We start from the raw sequence: 18,368 nt of genomic DNA, 5'->3' as shown, positions 1-18,368 counted from the left end.
GCTTCGCTCTTGGATCGCTTCGCTCTTGGATCGCTTCGCTCTTGGATCGCTTCGCTCTTGGATCGCTTCGCTCTTGGATCGCTTCGCTCTTGGATCGCTTCGCTCTTGGATCGCTTCGCTCTTGGATTGTTAGACGACTTTTGCTTTTAAAATAAAGCGAGTTCGATACAAGTTTGTATACACTAAAAAACCTATTCTCGATACGATTTTCTCTCGAAAATCACTCGAATTGACGATTTTTTAGTTTGAATTACGTCAAATTGAGTGAAATTCTGAAAGAATTTTGTGTCGAAATTAAGTAATTCAATTAGCTCGAACTCACCTTTAAACAGCAGGTTATTCTTCGTCTTCTATTAATGTAATTGTTCTTTTTTGAGAGATCAGACTTCCATCTTTAGAAACACCTTCAATAAACATCGTAATGCCTTTTAAGTCTTTGTGTTTTACAATGAAATCAGACGAACCTCTTCTTGGAATGTAAATATTTGGTAGCCAATCGACAGCACCATATTTCAAAAAGGCATCATTTGAAAACGATTGATATTTGGGTGTATAATATTGTTTGGCAACACTAAATCCTATTGGCGGCACACTGTATACATAAGAATCTCTTCTTGCAGTTGAGGTTTGTGTTAAAGGTGTTTTTCGTGTGAATATTTTAATAACACCGCCTGTTCCGCGCATTCCATAACCCAAACCTGTTTTGTCAATAATGATGCGTTCTACTCTTGCCATAGATAAGTTGGCCAATACATTGAAATTTTTTAAAGGATTACCATCAATAAATACTAAAGGAGATACATTACCACTGCCTTTTGTCATAGAAACGGTAGTAGAAGCTCCAGCTACAGATGGTTCTTCTCTTGTACTGGGTAATCCGCCGAGCGTTAACATTCTTCTTGAAGTAATTTCTAGTCTTCCTAAAGACAAACCTTCTACAACATCAAAACTGCCGTTGTATTGAATGAATTCACTAACTCTTTGATAACGCAAATATTCTACTTCGGTAATTTTTGTTTCTACTCCATTTACCATCGTCGGATCTTTTTTTTCCTTCTTATTCTTGTTTTTAGCGTTCAAAACTACTTTGTCTAGTGCTTCTGCTTCTGAAGGGAAAAAATCATCGGGAAGACTGAAAATATTATTTTTACCATTAAAAACACGATCGATAGTTGCGTTTTCAGGAAGTGCATCTTTTTTGCTTGATACATTGTATCGTAAATATAATTTTGGTTGCGAAAACTCTTTTTTATTACTTATATAGGAGAAACGTAGTTTTTCGTCCGCTTCCGGATATAAATTATAGACCACAAATTTTCGTTCGTCATCAATAGGAATGTATTGTGCTTTTTGATCTTTTGTGTCGTGTAAAAACATGCCTTTGATGCCTTTTAAAGGAAAGTTTACCGTTCCTTTGATGGTAATTCCTTGTGAAGCTATCGGTTGTTTTGGTTGCTCTTGAAAAATAGCTGTCCAATCATACTTACTCCAACCTTGTGTAATAAGTAACGCATCCAATGCTTTTCTTCTTGTTTTTGTTTTGTTTGGAAAGTAATACTTCGGATTTTCTATTTCGCCACGGATGTATGGTTTTAAATAGAAACTAGAAAAAATAGTATGCGCCGGATCGTACCCTTCGCTAGTAGCTGGAAGAATGGAAATGCTCACATTGGCTTCTCTGATCCTTGGTTTGTTTTTAATTAAATAGAGCGAAAACTTAGAGAAATCGCCTTCTGTTTCTGTTTTTTTGACCATTACAGATAATTCTTTTACTACTTTTCTGTTGAAAAACATACGTTCCAAAACAGGTGTTTTACCATCAAATAACGTAATGGTATTTACACCATTAAACAGTCTGTTTCGAGCAATTGACAAATCGACTGTCTCCGTATTTTTAAACGAAAAAGGCATGGAACGCGCCCAGCCATCTTTGTGAATTAGTAATGTGTATTCTTTTGAAACAATGCTGCGTAACGTTTCTGGATTTGTACTGAGCGAAATTTTCAAGGTATCTTTTGCTAAATTATCAACCTGAATTGCAATTCCTGTTGGTGCGACTTTTGGCAGTACTTGTTCGCTTGTTTTATCTTCTTCAAAAGTAGTTGTTGCTTTGTATTGAATTCTATTTTCGGGCAATAGTTTAAAAACGCCAAAACCTAGATTGTTACTTTCATACGTAATGACTTCATTGCCGCTTGCATCATAAATAATTCCATTGACGTAAACACCTTTTCCTTCTTGATTAATAGCTTTGAAAGCAATTGTATTTTCAACACCTTTTACAAGATGTCCGCCTTCTGGTAAAAACTGAATGTCATATTTTTTTGTAGTTGAATCTGCTATTTTTTGAACAGGAATATCTTTGCCATAAATCGTAATTTCTTCAATAAATACTTCCGCAGATTGTTCATCAACCATTTGCTGTGTTGCAGCTTTTATATAATAGGTTCCTGAACGAACAGATGTGTCTAATTTTAAGTTTCCATTGGTACATCCATTTCGAATCCGGAATAATTCTTTGGTTACTTGCTTGCCATTTTCATCATACAAACCTACGTGCAAATTGGTAGAGATTGCTGAGATTTCTTCATTTCGTTTGTTGAAAATGTAGCCTTTAAACCAAATTTCTTCACCGACTAAATAGGTGGTTTTGTTTAAATGGACAAATACGGCTTCTTCTTCAGAATATTTAAAGTGTGCTTGGTAACGTTCACTAATAGAACTTGCGGTTTGCGCAAAAACATGCAATGAAATTAGTGAAAAGACACAAAAAAGGTGGTAATGCTTTTTCATAGTTAACATGGGTTAATCGGTTTAATTTTTCTAAAATTAGTTAAACAAGAAGTTATTTCTTGAATATAGTTTTCTAAAAGAGAATTTTTACGGGATAAATTCACTCTTAATGACGGTTTTCTTATTAGAAATTAGACGTCCGTCTTTTAGAAATTATTAAAGAATGGGAATTCTTAACCAATACAACCTATGATTTTAAAGGGAACAAAAGCAATGGTTTGAAATTATTAGTTGAATTAAAGATACTTATTTTTTTTCTATTTTTTAGTCAAAACAAGAAATGAGCTGTTTTTACCTTTCAACTTTACGCAAGATGAATTTCGTCGGAACGTTGACGCTGAGCCTTTCGACTTTGCTCAAGATAAACTCCGTCAAAGTGTTTACACTGAGCGGAGCCGAAGTGTTAGCGTACTTGAATGGTTCTTTTTTCAGAAATTAAATCACCACTTTCCGAAATTCCTTCAATGAATAGCGTAATGTTTTTGGTGCGTGTATCATACACTTTGAAGTTTGAAGCTTGCGTTTTGGTTAACTTCAATTCAGGAATCCATGCAATAGCTCCATATTTTTGAAATGTATTGCTGCGATATGAAGTGTAATTAGGCGAATAATATGTTTTAGTTACAGCAAACGCATATGGAGCTTTTGAACTCACATACATTTTGCTTACATCGCCTTTTTTGAATAATGGTGTTTTACGTGTGTAAATTTTTATGACACCACCAAAACCTGCATTTACACCTTCACCAACTCCTGTTCTGTCAATCACAACACGTTCAATATTGAAAGATGAAAGATTGAAAAGTATGCTAAAATCTGTGATTCGCACATTGTCAAAATAAATGACAGGTGCTGCTTTTGGAGCTCTTCGGGTGATTATAGAAACTTTACCAAGTTGTTCTGAAACTTTATAACCGTTGTAGTTTATAAAATCGGTAATATTGATAAAACGGTTGTATTCTTGCTCTGTAAAATCGGTTACTTTGGCATTTACCAAAATAGGATCTTTATATACTTCGTTCCGATTTTTTACCACAACTACAGCATCTAATAACTGAGAATCCTCATAGAAAAAGTTATCTGGAACGGTAAAATTAATCGTTTCTGTTTGTGTAGTTTGTGAGTTTTCTAATAATACATCCGAAATGTAATCTTTATTATTCGACACGTTAAATCGAAGATACATACTTGGTTTTTTGAAGACTCCTTTGTTGTTCATGTGCGAGAAACGAATTTCTTCTCCTTGTTCCAAAAAGAAATTATCGATGGTAAATTCTTGATTTTCATTTAAATCGATAAAACTTGCTGGTTGATTTTTCGTCGCATATAAAAAGATGCGTTTAACTCCTGAGTTTGGACGATTTACTTTTCCGTGAACAGTAATTCCATTTTCAAAACGATTTAATCCATTGGGTTTACTGCCAAAAATATCATTCCAATCATAGCGACTCCAACCTTGCGTTAATAATAAAATATCAAGTTCATATTTTTTCTTTCGATCCATATCTTGGAAATAGTACTGCGGATTTTCTATAAAACCTTTGATATGTGGTTTTAAGTGAAAATTAGAAAGGATATTGTGTTTAGGATTGTAACTTTTTGTTACTTCTGGTAATACCGAAATGCTAATATTTGCATTTTCTTCTAAGTTTAATTTGTTGATAGAAAATAGTATAGAATCGTTTGTAGTGTTTAGTTTTGAAATATTAATATTAGCTTTCTTTACGAAGTAATCATTGAAAAACAAGCGTTCTAAGACAGGGTTTTCATTGTTGTCAAAAACCGTAATGGTGTTGACACCTTTAAAAAGGTCTTTTTTTAGGACACTAATTGTTTTTTCTGTAGTATCAAAATTCAGTGCAATCGTTTTTAAGTTCCCATTTTGATGAATTAGTACTTTATATTTTTTTGATGGATTATTTGCTAAAGTTTCATTATTTGTATTAAAATTGATGATGATTTTATCCGGAAATGGATTGTTGACAATCATAGAAATACCACGTTCTTTAGATTTTGGTAAGACTACTGTTTGTAGTGTTCTATTTTCTAACTTGACCTCAGCAGTATATTGATGATTTGCTTTTGGTTGAAATAAAAATTTCCCCATGCCAAGCGAATTCCCTTCAAAGGAAGCGACTTCATTTTTGTTTTCATCATATACAATTCCTGAAGCAACTACACCTTTTCCGTTTTCATTAATAGCTTTAAAACCAATTGCGTTTTTTGTGTCAGCAACCATATGTCCACCTTCTGGTAAAAACTGGAAATCGAAGCGCTCTTTTTTAGTAACTATGTCTTTTTTGGCTACTTGTTCTGTAAAGATTTCTATTTTTTGAATATAGGCATCATTTTCCTTGAAGTTTTTCATCCAATTCGTTTCTGCTTTTATATAATACGTTCCCGCAGAAAAGGTAGAATCAATTTTAAAGCTTCCTTGCATTGCTCCATTTTCAGCTTTAAACAATGCTTTTTTAAACTGCTTTCCTTCTGCATCATAAATACCAACATTAATGTTTGAGGTGGCTTTTGAAGTGAGTTGGTTTTTTTGATCGTAGGTATAGCCTTTAAACCAAATTTCTTCTCCTGAGAAATAACTTGTTTTGTTTAGGTGTAAATACAATGATTCTCTGGGAAGTGTGAAATACGCGGAGTATTCGTCTTCAATATTTTTTTCTTGTTGACTAAAAATAGGTGATATGCTTAGTAGAAAGATAAAAAGGAATAGGTGCTTGTATTTCATGTTGAATAGGTTGGTTTTAACATTACAAAAATATGGAATTCTAAGTGAGTCTTTTCTTAAAAACGTCCCAATGTTTATAAAAAAACAAAACTGCTTTTAACATCTTAAAAGCAGTTCTTTGGAATATAGTTGAAACGTTCACACTGAGCTGATTCAGCCTATTAGCGTATTTGAATCGTCTTTTTCTCAGAAATTAAATCACCATTTTCAGAAATTCCTTCAATGTATAAGGTAATGTTATCTGTTTTTGTGTCATAGATTTTGAAGTTGCTTGCTTGCGCTTTTTCTAACTTCAATTCTGGAATCCACGAAATAGCGCCATATTCTTGAAAAACATCGCTTTGGAAGGAAGCATATTTTGGCGCATAATATTTTTTTGTAGTTGCAAAAGCAAAAGGAGCTTTAGAGCCTAGATACATTTCTTCGCCTTCACCTCTTTTAAATAATGGCGTTTTACGTGTGTAAATTTTAATAACTCCACCAAAACCAGCATTCATACCTTCGCCTATGCCGTTTCTGTCCATGATAATACGTTCTACATTTGCCGTAGAAAAGTTAGATAGAATGTTAAAGTTGAGCAATCGAACGTCATCAAAATAAATTACAGGTGACGCTTGCGGACGCCTTCTTGTCACAATAGAAACACGACCTAATTGTTCAGAAACTTGATAAAAGCCATTGAAGCCAATAAAGTCTGTAATGTTGTAAAAACGATTATATTCTTCCAATGTAATGTCTGTCACGACTCCATTTTGTAAAATTGGATCTCTGTATTTTGTTCTTTTATCAGTTTTTACCACAACTTCGTCCAGTACTTCAGTGTTTTTGTAGATAAAATCTTTTGGTAGTGAAAAACTTGCTGACGCTGTGTTTGTTGTTTTTGTATCGTTTAAAATAACTTCCGAAATTTGATCTTCTTTGTTTGTAATGTTGAATCGAAGATACATGCTTGGTTTTCTGAAAATTCCTTTCTTAGTTGCATACGAGAAGCGAATTTCTTCACCTTCTTCTAGAAAGAAATTTTCAAGAGTAAATTTTTGATCTTCTTCTAAGGTGATGAATCGTGCAGAATGGTTTTTTGTTGCATGTAAAAACAAACGATCTATACCAGAAGTTGGTTTGTTTACTCTTCCGCGAATGGTAATTCCGTTTTCAAAACGATTCAATCCATTGGGCTTACTTCCAAAAATATCATTCCAATCGTAGCGACTCCAACCTTGTGTCAATAATAAAATATCAAGCTCATACTTTTTCTTTCGATTCATATTATAGAAATAGTATTGCGGATTTTCAACAAAACCTTTTATATGTGGTTTTAAGTAAAAATTAGAAAGAATGTTATGCTTCGGATTGTAACTTTTTGTTGTTTCTGGTAATACAGAAATGCTAATATTTGCGTTTTCTTGTAACGCTAATTCGTTAATTGATAATAATATAGAATCATTAACCGTGTTTAGTTTTGAAATATTCAGGTTTGCTTTTTTTACGAAATAATCATTAAAAAATAAACGCTCTAAAATTGGGTTTTCATTGTTGTCAAAAACGGTAATTGTATTGACACCTTTGAATACGTCTTTTTTCGGAACACTGATTATTTTTTCAGTAGCATCATCAAATGTCAATAACAATGTTTTAAGGTTTCCATTTTGATGAATGAGTACTTTGTATTGTTTTGATGGATTGTACGCTAAGGTTTTTTCGTTAGTGCTAAAATTGATGATAATTTTGTCAGGAAACGGATTGTTTAGAATCATGGAAATACCTGTTTCTTTCGCTTTTGGCAACGTTTCGGTAAGAATCGTTCCGTTTTCTAATTTGATTTCAGCAGTATATTGATGATTTGCTTTTGGTTGGAATAAAAATTTCCCCATACCAAGCGGATTTCCTTCAAAGGAAGCGACTTGTTTTTGATCTTCATCATATACAATTCCTGAAACTGAAACACCTTTTCCTTGATCATTAATGACTTTGAAACCAACATTACTGAGTGTGTTTGCTACAATATGTCCGCCTTCTGGTAAAAACTGAAAATCGAATTGTTCATCAGTATACACATTGTTTTTTATTGTTTCTTGTTCGGTGAAAACTTCTATTTTCTGAATGTATGCATCATTTTCCTTGAAGTTTTTCATCCAATTGGTTTCTGCTTTGATGTAATACGTTCCAGCTACGAAAGTAGAATCGACTGAAAAATTTCCTTGTGCAACGCCATTTTCAGCTTTAAAGAGTGCTTTTTTAAGTTGCTTTCCTGTTTCATCGTATATCCCAACATTAATGTTTGTAGTAGCTTTTGAGGTAAGTTGGTTTTTTTTGTCGTAAGTGTATCCTTTGAACCAAATTTCTTCTCCTGTAAAATAGCTTGTTTTGTTTAAGTGTAAGTACAATGATTCTCTCGGAAGTGTGAAGTACGCGGAATATTCGTCTTCAATGTTTTTTTCTTGTTGACCAAAGACACTAAAAATTGTGGTGATCGCAATAAATAATAGCAAATATTTTTTTTTCATGGTAAATTGGTGTTAATGTTTTTTTATTAAGAAAACTCCACAAAAAGAATACCAAAAAACATTATATATAAAAAAACTCCGAAATATTTTTTCGGAGTTTTAAAATTTTATATTGTTTTGATGCTTACATCATTCCAGGCATACCGCCGCCCATTGGTGGCATTCCACCAGCAGAAGCTTCTTCTTTGATGTCAACCAACGCACATTCTGTGGTTAAAATCATTCCTGCAACAGAAGCTGCATTTTCTAAAGCAATACGAGTTACTTTTTTAGGATCAATGATTCCAGCTTTTAGCATGTCTACATACTCATCTGTTTTTGCATTGTATCCAAAATCTTTTTTACCTTCCATTACTTTTGAAACCACAACACTTCCTTCGCCACCAGCGTTAGAAACAATGGTACGTAATGGCTCTTCAATGGCACGTGCAATAATTTTGATTCCGGTTACTTCGTCTAAGTTGTCTGTCGTAATACTTTCTAACACACCTTTCGCACGAACTAAAGCAACGCCACCACCGGCAACAATTCCTTCTTCTACAGCTGCTCTTGTTGCGTTTAATGCATCATCAACTCTGTCTTTTTTCTCTTTCATTTCTACTTCAGAAGCAGCTCCAACATATAAAACAGCAACACCACCAGCTAATTTAGCCAAACGTTCTTGCAATTTTTCTTTATCGTAATCAGATGTAGTTGATTCTATTTGTGCTTTGATTTGTCCAACACGTGTTTTGATCATATCTGCATCTCCAAAACCGTTTACAACGGTTGTATTGTCTTTGTCAATTGTAATTTTTTCAGCAGTTCCCAACATGTCAATAGTCGTATTCTCTAAGGTGAAACCTCTTTCTTCCGAAATAACGGTTCCGCCTGTTAAGATTGCGATGTCTTCCAACATTGCTTTTCTACGGTCACCAAATCCTGGTGCTTTTACAGCTGCAATTTTTAATGCACCTCTTAGTTTGTTTACTACTAAAGTTGCTAATGCTTCTCCGTCAACATCTTCTGCAATGATTAATAATGGTTTTCCAGTTTGTGCAACTGGTTCCAATACGGGCATTAAGTCTTTCATGGAAGAAATCTTCTTATCGAATAATAAGATATAAGGACTGTCCAATTCTACTTCCATCTTTTCAGAGTTTGTCACAAAATATGGTGATAAAAATCCTCTGTCAAACTGCATTCCTTCTACAACATCTACATACGTGTCTGTTCCTTTTGCTTCTTCAACAGTAATAACACCTTCTTTTCCAACTTTTCCAAAAGCTTTCGCGATTAAATCACCGACAACTTCATCGTTATTTGCAGAAATAGAAGCAATTTGCTTTATTTTTTCTGAAGAATCGCCAACTTTTTTAGCTTGTTTGTTTAAGTCTTCAACAATTGCAATAACTGCTTTGTCAATTCCTCTTTTTAAGTCCATTGGGTTTGCACCAGCAGCAACATTTTTCAATCCTTCTTTTACAATTGCTTGCGCTAAAACAGTAGCGGTTGTTGTTCCGTCTCCTGCTAAATCATTTGTACGAGAAGCAACTTCTTTTACCATTTGCGCTCCCATATTTTCTAAGGGATTCTCTAACTCAATTTCTTTTGCAACAGTTACACCATCTTTTGTTACTGATGGCGCGCCAAATGATTTACTTATGATTACGTTTCTTCCTTTTGGTCCTAAGGTTACTTTTACTGCGTTTGCTAATGCGTCCACTCCGCGTTTTAGTCCGTCGCGAGCTTCAATATCAAATTTTATATCTTTTGCCATGTTTTTTTAGTTGTTAGCCTTTCGCTATTTGCTTTTGGCTAGAGTTGTTGTACTATGTTATTTAATCCGCGTAAAGCGTTGCAATTAAATAATTGCTAAAATGTCTTCTTCTCTCATGATGATGTAATCAGTTCCTTCAAACTTGATTTCAGTTCCAGAGAATTTTCCATAAAGAACCGTATCACCAACTTTTACTGTTAAAGGTTCGTCTTTTTTACCTGATCCAATAGCAACTACTGTTCCTCGTTGCTGCTTTTCTTGCGCTGAATCTGGAATGTAAAGTCCTGAAGCAGTTTTTGTAGCTGCTGGCAATGGGGCAATCAAAACTCTATCTGCGAGTGGTCTGATATTAACTTTGCTCATTTTGTTGAATATTTAATTTGATTAATTATGTTATTATTTACGGGTATCATTTAGTCAGAAATTGTGCCATTGTGCGAATGCTGACAAATTGAAATAAAAAATGCCAGCTTGTCATAAGCTGGCATTTTTTTATAGTATTAGAAAGGATTTTTATTCACCTTCTTTTTTTGTTGTATCTAATGTGTTCGTGTCATCAGCTGCAGGAGTAGTATCTTGTTGTGTAGTTGGAACTGCATCTCCTGTAATTTTAGATTTATTACTAGCACTACTTAAGTTTGTAAAGTTAGTTACTAAGATTAATCCAATTAAAATAGTTGCCAAAGCCCACGTACTTTTATCTAAAAAGTCTGTTGTTTTCTGCACACCACCGATTTGTTGGTTTCCGCCACCGCCAAAAGAAGAAGATAATCCACCACCTTTTGGGTTCTGTACCATTATTACTAACATTAATAAAAATGCTACAATAAGGATTAAGATTATAAAAATGTAATAAGTTGAACTCATTTGTACTAATTATTTTGTTGTAATTTTTTTATTGCTCGAATTTGGTCTGCAAAGAAACCACTTTTTTCTGGATATTTCAAAATTAAAATATCATAAGCTTTAATTGCTTTTTTATATTTCTTTTGTTCTAAATAAACTTTTGCCAAAGTTTCCGTCATAAGCATTGACTGGTCTACGTTTGACTCGTTTGCTAGGTTGATTGTTTTCTCCAATGTTGCCGCTGGTTTTATCTTTGGTTTTTTATCTATAAACTTGTCTATGAGATCAAATCTTTTTGCTTTTTCGTCATTTGAAACTTCATTTTCAGGTTTTTTTTCCGCTATTTTAGCTTCTTGCGCAGCTTCTTTTTCCTCAGATCGATCAATTGGTTTTAGACTTGTGAGTTGTAACCATTCCGAGAAAGAGTGCTTTTCACTTTTTTCAAATGTTAATGGTTTTCCAAGTTTTAAGGTTTCTTCTGGAGTTTCTATTTGGACAACTTCGACTGTTTTGTTTTTCGCTTTCTTCTCTTTGTTTTTCTTCTTTTTCTTCTTCTTTTTTTCTTTCTCTTTTGGAGTTTCCGTAATTGCTGCAATTGGTACAGGAATTACTTTTGGTTGAAATAAATCGGGATCAAGAATGGCATTAGCTTCCTGAATTTTTGTCTTAATCGCGTCTTCCATACGAAGATTTTGATCCACTTTTACTTCTTCAACATCAACTTCAATTTCACTTGTATTGGTGTGTAATTCTTTGATAGTACTCGAAATTTCATGCTGATCAAACGTTCTAGAAGTAATAAAATCGAACAGAATGCTACGATCGTTTGTGTAGGCAGCCGTTACTTTTAAGCTTTGATTGTATTTGAAACTATCCTGATTTTTTAATCCTTTTAAGTGTACAACACGCGCAGCTTGAAAGTATGGAAATTCTTTCGTAATCGCTTCAATTGCTTCGGTTTGCGAAACATTGATTTGCTTTGGATTTTGTAATATGTATGTAAAATCAGAAATGTTCATATTACCATTTTGCTAAACTTGCGTTGAATATATCTTGTGTGATTCGTTCAAAAATTTCTAGATACGCAGCATCTTGTACATTTATTAATTGTGTGGATGCTGGATAATCAAAGAAGAATGAGAAACGTTGGTCAAAATCGTCTTCAGGTCTATTTGTGTGTGTAAAACGAACTTGCACACCAATCGTTAAACGGTTTTGCGCAGCCGTATTGTTTGACGTAGCACTCATTGGCGATACACGATATTCTACAATTTCACCTTCGTATACTAAGTCGCCATTGGCTCTTACTAAATCTAAGCTTGTTTGGTTTAGTATTAAATCTTGCAAGGCAAGTGTAAAATCTCTATCCAAACCAGGTTCAATTATTGGCGCATTATTTTGGAAAAAGTTTACTTGATACGTTTTTGCATTCAAGTCTCCAGTTCCAGTAAAGTTGTATACGCCACAACTTACTACTGTGATTGCTACGATGAGCGTAACGATGATTATTTTTATCTTTTTCATATAATTTTATAAATCAAATTGTTTGATTTTTCTATAAAGCGTGCGTTCAGAAATTCCTAATTCTCTAGCAGCTGCTTTTCGTTTTCCTTTGTTGCGCTCTAATGATTTTTTGATCAATTCTAATTCTTTATCGTGTAATGAAAGTGTTTCTTCTTCTTCAATTTCTTCGGCAAAGTGATATTTATCTGTTTCTGGAACGACTACGTTCGTTTCTGAAGAAATAGGCAGTAGTTTTACAGGTGAATTTTCTTCTTCCTGAAAAACATCTTCATTGTCGTCTTCACCATAAATTTTTTGAATGAGACTTTCGTTTTCGTCTTTGACTTTTTCTGAAACACCACTTTGCATCAGCTCCATCGTGAGTTTTTTTAAGTCATTCAAATCACTTTTCATATCGAAAAGTACTTTGTACAAAATTTCGCGTTCCGAACTGAAATCACTTTCACTTTTTGAGCTTTCAATGACTGCTGGTAAATTCCCAGAAGTATTTGGTAAATAGCGACTGAGTGTTTCTGCGGTAATCGTTCTGTTTTCTTCCAAAACAGAAATTTGTTCTGCTACGTTTCTTAGTTGCCTAATGTTTCCGCTCCAGCGATATTTTATTAATAGCTGCGTAGCGTTTTCATCCAAACGAATGGAAGGCATTTTATATTTCATGGCAAAGTCAGACGCAAACTTTCGGAAGAGTAAGTGAATGTCATCTTTACGTGCGCGCAATGGTGGAAGCGCAATATCTACCGTGCTTAAACGATAATATAAGTCTTCTCTGAATTTTCCTTTTTTGATGGCGTCAAACATGTTTACATTGGTTGCTGCCACAATTCGAACGTCCGTTTTTTGCACTTTAGAAGAACCTACTTTGATAAATTCGCCATTTTCTAAAACTCTTAGTAAACGCACTTGTGTTGTAAGTGGTAATTCTCCAACTTCATCTAAAAAGATGGTTCCATTATCGGCAACTTCAAAATATCCGTTTCGTGTTTGTGTAGCGCCTGTAAAAGCACCTTTTTCGTGTCCAAATAGTTCACTGTCAATTGTTCCTTCTGGAATAGCTCCACAGTTTACAGCAATGTATTTTCCGTGTTTTCTATGCGAAAGCGAGTGAATTATTTTAGGAATACTTTCTTTTCCAACACCACTTTCACCCGTTACGAGCACAGAAATATCGGTTGGCGATACTTGTATGGCTTTTTCAATGGCACGATTGAGTCCAGCATCGTTGCCAATGATTCCAAAACGTTGTTTGATCGCTTGAATGGATTCCATGTGTTTGTTGTTATATTTTTAATTTATGTATTGAAATGTTTCGTCAATTGTAATCGTTACATCATTAGAAATTGTCGGAACTGATGTAAAAATTGTTCCGTTTCTACTCATAATTCTATTGTTTGCGTCATACTGAACATCTAAGTTAGAACTGCCTTGTGATGTAGTAGCACTTATTAAATTGTTAGTACTGTATATAACCGCTTGCCAATGTTCGTATTGATCATCATATTCATCATTTAAGATAGAAAACACGTATAAATCGTTTAGCGAATTGCGCAAAGGATTTGTATTATTATCATACGTGTACGTAAATGTGTTTGCATCTTGTCCTGTAAAGACAGTAGAAGTTAAGTTTCCAGCAGTATCATACGAAATAGCTTCTGTTTTGATTACGATATCATTTTCCATGGTTTCTCTATTGACAAGTTTACTCGTGGTCGCATCAAATGTAAACCTCGTAGAAAAGTTTGTTCCTTCTTTTGTGCGTGTAATCACGTTGTTGTTATGTATGAATGCAAATGTGAAACTATCTGCGGCATCTTGTAAATCTTCGTAATCAATTTGTGAAATTTTGTTTAAGTTGTAGGTTACAATAGTTCTATTGATGACTACACCATCTACCGTAGTTCTGAGTTCTGTAACTCTACTATTTTGATCTCTAATAACATTACCAACACCATTAACGGTAATTCCGAAAAAGGTAATACTCGTATTTTGAGCTGTAAATTGATTGTTTGTGTTAATTACAAAATCAGTAATAAAGGTAGTTTCACCGCCTCCTGCGACATCAGAAAAATTTTTGATATAATCATAATCATTAAGTTGTAATGAACTTCCTGGTGTTGTCGGGTCTACTGGGTCTACGGGATCAACAGGGTCTACTGGATCTGTTGGATTTACTATGATAGGAGTTTCTATGAAAATTTCACCATCATACGGTTCATTGTCACATGAAAAGCAGAAAAAAGCTAGTAATATTGTGGTAAGTAAAAATGTTTTTTTCATCGGTTTATTGTTAAATACTTTTCTTTTACAATTTAATAATTCAAACTATTAATATTGAAATGTCTCATCTAATGTAAATAAAAAACCATCACCTAAATCAAATGTTCCAGCTCTACTTGTGATGTTATTGTCTGTATTGTAAGTTATAGTGTATACAACATTTTGTCCACTGTCTTGACCTCCTGTCCAATTGTTAGTGCTGTGAAAAGTTGCAATTGTAGTTCCTACTTCATCTTCGTATTCGATATTAAAAATACTGAATAGATATTGGTCATTAAATACTGCTTTTGAAGGATTTGTAAAGGTATCATACGTAAGTGTGAATGATCCATTGTTTGATCCTGTTGTTGTCGTAGCTACACAATTTCCGCCTGCGTATGTGAGTGTTTCTGTTTGCGTACTTGTTGTTCCTGAAAGTGCTTCTACTGAAATCAATTGACTATTTGTATCAAACGTATACACGATGCTTTCATTGGTGTCCGTAGTTGTTCGTGTGACTGTATTTCCAGCATACGCAAAACTATGTGTGTAATTCTCGGTTGGATCTAGTAAATCTTCATATACTATTTCTGAAATGTTATCGCCAGTGTAATTTATAGTTGTAGCCTCAGACGGAACACCTTCGGTAGTAGCATCTAAACGAATAATTCTGCCATTTCCATCGCGTGTGTACACGCCAACAGCATCAGTTGGTACTCCTCCAAAAATTACTTCAATATTAACAGAAGTTACAACGCCTCCTGAGATGTTAAAATCTGTATTTGTATTGATCGTTCCAAAAAGCGGTAGTGTAGAATCTACATCATAGTTGTAAGTTGTCAACGTGCCTGTTGTTGGGTCAGTCGGATCAGTCGGATCTGTTGGATCAGTCGGATCGGTTGGATCGGTTGGCGTACCTGTTGTTGGATTCTGAATGACAATGTCACTGTCTAAAAGTTCGTCATCACACGAAAAACATACAAATGCTAGTAGTATCGAGGTGATTAAAAGAGTTTTTTTCATTAGTTCCGTTTTTTGATTGTACATGAAAGTGATTTCATGTTTAGTTATTTTCTGAAAGTCCAATAGCTTCACCAATTAAGGTAGCTGAAGTGCAATCGTGTATTTTTACATTTACAAATTCACCCAATTGATAGTTTTCTTTTGGAAAAACTACCACCGTATTTTGAGAACTTCTTCCCATCCAATGTGCATCGGATTTTTTGGAAGTTCCTTCAATGAGTACTTCTTTTACTGTATTTAGATGCGATTTTGTTCTGTAGGCACTATGCGATCGTTGCAGTTCAATGATTTCTGCAAGTCTTCGTTTTTTGGTGGCTTCAGGAATATCGTCTTCCATTTTTCGTGCAGCCATAGTTCCTGGGCGTTCCGAATAGGTAAACATGTATCCAAAATCATATTTTACATATTCCATTAACGAAAGTGTATCTTGATGATCTTCTTCCGTTTCTGTTGGAAAACCAGCAATTAAATCTTGCGAGATTCCACAATTTGGCAATATTTCGCGAATCTTGTCTATCAAGGTAAAATATTCTTCACGCGTATGCAAACGATTCATTTCTTTTAAGATGCGATCACTTCCACTTTGTACTGGCAAGTGAATGTGTTTACATATATTTTTGTGCGCAGCCATGACGTGAAATACATTTTCATGCATGTCTTGCGGGTTTGATGTAGAGAAACGAATGCGTAATTTTGGAAATTTTCTCGCTACCATATCCAACAACTTTGCAAAATCTACTGCAGTTGCTTTTTCCATATCAGATGCTTTTTCGAAATCTTTCTTCAAGCCGCCGCCATACCATAAAAAGCTATCTACATTTTGACCTAAGAGCGTGATTTCTTTGAAATTTTTATCCGATAACTCTTGAATTTCCTCAATAATCGATTGTGGATCACGGCTACGTTCGCGTCCACGCGTAAACGGAACTACACAAAACGTACACATATTATCGCAACCTCTCGTGATGGAAACCAATGCGTTAATTCCGTTTGTATTTAAACGAACAGGTGAAATGTCACCGTAGGTTTCATCTTTTGAAAGTACTACGTTTATTGCGTCGCGTCCAGCGTCAATTTCTTGGAGTAAATTTGGTAAATCCTTGTATGCATCTGGTCCAACGACCATATCTACAATTTTTTCTTCTTCTAAGAATTTACTTTTTAAGCGTTCTGCCATACAGCCCAATACACCAACTTTCATTTTTGGATTGAGTCTTTTGACAGCGTTGTATTTTTCTAGACGTTTCCGAACCGTTTGTTCTGCTTTGTCTCTGATAGAACACGTATTCACCAACACCAAATCAGCTTCTTCTAAACGATTTGTGGTGTTGAATCCTTCTTTTGCTAAAATAGAAGCCACTACTTCGCTATCTGCAAAATTCATCTGACAACCATAGCTTTCAATATATAGTTTTCGTGTGTTTGTAGGATTTTGGGTTAAAACAATATGTTCTCCCTGTTTCTCTTCGTCTATAATCTTCTCCACCATAAGTATAATGTGATCCGTGAGTTCTCTATCAATTAAGATGCAAAGATAGAATTATTTCAAAACAAGTGACATAATGACATGTTAAATAAAAATAGTTTGCAGCGCTACGCAACCCTATTTGTGAAAATGTATCTATATTGTATCTAATTAAAACCAACGCGCCATGAAATTTAAGTATCTATTCTTATTTTTAATAGGATGTCTTTTCGTATCCTGTTCTTCTGACGATCAGCAATTTGAGTATTATAAAGTTGCAAAACCAATTACATTAAGTGTCGAAGAATTGCGATCTTCCGTAGAAATCTTACCTGTACAGAATATTACAACATCTGGAAAAATATATGCGTATCAACAGTATATTTTTATAAATGATGTAGACAAAGGTGTTCATGTCATTGACAATAGAAATCCGTTGCAGCCATCAAGAATCAACTTCTTAAAAATTCCATTAAACAGAGATGTTTCTATAAAAGGTGATTATTTGTATGCAGATAGCGGAATGGATTTAGTCGTTTTTAATATTGCTGACATTAATAATATACAAATGGTTGGACGTGTAGAAAATGTTCTTGAAAACTATATTGAATACCCTGAAGAAGCCCAGTTTTATAATTGGGATGACTATGATTATCAAAACGATATCATTGTCGGTTGGCAAGTTACCGTTGAGCGTAGAGAAGTGATACAGTATGATGACGAAGCGATCTCAGTAGGTGATTCAAGCGGTAATTCTTCTGGTTCAGGAGGATCATTAGCGCGCTTCAAAATTGTAAACGATTATTTATATGCAGTAGATAATTCTAAAATAAATGTATTTGATATTCAAAATTTAACTTCGCCTGTAAAAGTGAATGAAGAATATGTCACTTGGGAAGCAGAAACTATTTTTCATGAAAATGATAAGTTATTCATCGGAACCAGATCGGGAATGTATATTTATGACATTTCACAACCAAGTTCACCACAATACATTTCAGATTTTGATCATTTAAAATTTTGTGATCCTGTGGTAGTTGATGGGAACTATGCGTATGTAACCCTTCGTGCTGGCGCAAGTTGTATGGATGGCGAAACGCAAATGTTGGAAAGTAGACTAGAAATTATAAACATCACAGACATTTACAATCCGCAACTGGAAGAAACTTATTTCATGGACGAACCGTATGGTTTAGGAATCAAAAACGATCACTTATTTATATGTGATGGTGCTTCCGGATTAAAAGTATACAACAAAGCAGATGTGTCAAACTTGCAACTACTTCAAACATACGCAAGTATCAATGCGTATGATGTCATTCCGTTAGGAGATAAATTACTTATGATCGGCGCTAACAAACTAACACAATATAGCTACACTGATACAGGAATTGAACTCTTAAGCGAGTTTACAATTCAATAAATAAATATAAAAACATATCAGCAGAACGCTTTTGATAC

At 34.3% G+C, this 18,368-nt stretch carries 13 protein-coding genes; 1 reads left to right on the top strand and 12 read right to left on the bottom strand.

Features of this window, described 5'->3' with window-relative positions:
* Positions 1–336: 336 nt before the first annotated feature.
* From H2O64_RS19160 to miaB, 12 genes are all read right to left on the bottom strand, one after another.
* The gene (locus tag H2O64_RS19160) at positions 337–2,793 is read right to left on the bottom strand and encodes a hypothetical protein (protein ID WP_187563840.1); all 2,457 of its coding nucleotides are present in this window, start codon (positions 2,791–2,793) and stop codon (positions 337–339) included.
* Positions 2,794–3,196: 403 nt separating this feature from the next.
* Positions 3,197–5,533 (bottom strand): hypothetical protein, encoded by a 2,337-nt coding sequence (locus tag H2O64_RS19155; RefSeq protein ID WP_187563839.1) that lies wholly within the window; start codon positions 5,531–5,533, stop codon positions 3,197–3,199.
* 161 nt (positions 5,534–5,694) lie between these two features.
* Positions 5,695–8,037, bottom strand: a complete 2,343-nt coding sequence (locus tag H2O64_RS19150) for a hypothetical protein (protein WP_187563838.1) — start codon at positions 8,035–8,037, stop codon at positions 5,695–5,697.
* Between the two features lie 124 nt (positions 8,038–8,161).
* Positions 8,162–9,796 carry a chaperonin GroEL gene (gene groL, locus H2O64_RS19145; RefSeq protein ID WP_187563837.1) on the bottom strand — a complete coding sequence of 545 codons (1,635 nt, stop codon included), beginning with the start codon at positions 9,794–9,796 and terminating at the stop codon, positions 8,162–8,164.
* Positions 9,797–9,880: 84 nt separating this feature from the next.
* Positions 9,881–10,159, bottom strand: coding sequence for a co-chaperone GroES (locus H2O64_RS19140; protein ID WP_187563836.1), 279 nt, complete (start codon positions 10,157–10,159; stop codon positions 9,881–9,883).
* A 150-nt stretch (positions 10,160–10,309) separates the two neighbouring features.
* Positions 10,310–10,663, bottom strand: a complete 354-nt coding sequence (gene secG, locus H2O64_RS19135; protein ID WP_187563835.1) for a preprotein translocase subunit SecG — start codon at positions 10,661–10,663, stop codon at positions 10,310–10,312.
* A 5-nt stretch (positions 10,664–10,668) separates the two neighbouring features.
* Positions 10,669–11,661 carry a hypothetical protein gene (locus tag H2O64_RS19130; RefSeq protein WP_187563834.1) on the bottom strand — a complete coding sequence of 331 codons (993 nt, stop codon included), beginning with the start codon at positions 11,659–11,661 and terminating at the stop codon, positions 10,669–10,671.
* Position 11,662: 1 nt separating this feature from the next.
* Positions 11,663–12,166: an LptE family protein gene (gene lptE, locus H2O64_RS19125; protein WP_187563833.1), complete on the bottom strand. Its 504-nt coding sequence runs from the start codon at positions 12,164–12,166 to the stop codon at positions 11,663–11,665.
* 6 nt (positions 12,167–12,172) lie between these two features.
* Positions 12,173–13,432, bottom strand: a complete 1,260-nt coding sequence (locus H2O64_RS19120) for a sigma 54-interacting transcriptional regulator (RefSeq protein WP_187563832.1) — start codon at positions 13,430–13,432, stop codon at positions 12,173–12,175.
* 18 nt (positions 13,433–13,450) lie between these two features.
* On the bottom strand, positions 13,451–14,440 hold the full coding sequence (locus H2O64_RS19115; protein WP_187563831.1) for a hypothetical protein: 990 nt from the start codon (positions 14,438–14,440) through the stop codon (positions 13,451–13,453).
* Positions 14,441–14,488: 48 nt separating this feature from the next.
* Positions 14,489–15,442 (bottom strand): hypothetical protein, encoded by a 954-nt coding sequence (locus H2O64_RS19110; protein ID WP_187563830.1) that lies wholly within the window; start codon positions 15,440–15,442, stop codon positions 14,489–14,491.
* Between the two features lie 40 nt (positions 15,443–15,482).
* Positions 15,483–16,928 (bottom strand): tRNA (N6-isopentenyl adenosine(37)-C2)-methylthiotransferase MiaB, encoded by a 1,446-nt coding sequence (gene miaB, locus H2O64_RS19105; protein WP_187563844.1) that lies wholly within the window; start codon positions 16,926–16,928, stop codon positions 15,483–15,485.
* 166 nt (positions 16,929–17,094) lie between these two features.
* Between miaB and H2O64_RS19100 the strand changes: the two genes are divergently transcribed.
* Entirely contained in the window at positions 17,095–18,330 is a 1,236-nt protein-coding gene (locus H2O64_RS19100) for an LVIVD repeat-containing protein (RefSeq protein WP_187563829.1), read from the top strand.
* Positions 18,331–18,368 lie beyond the last annotated feature (38 nt).

The organism is Kordia aestuariivivens, assembly GCF_014397005.1.
GTDB lineage: Bacteria > Bacteroidota > Bacteroidia > Flavobacteriales > Flavobacteriaceae > Kordia > Kordia aestuariivivens.
Note: the sequence above shows the minus strand (reverse complement) of the source record. Positions and strands in the feature narration are given on the sequence as shown.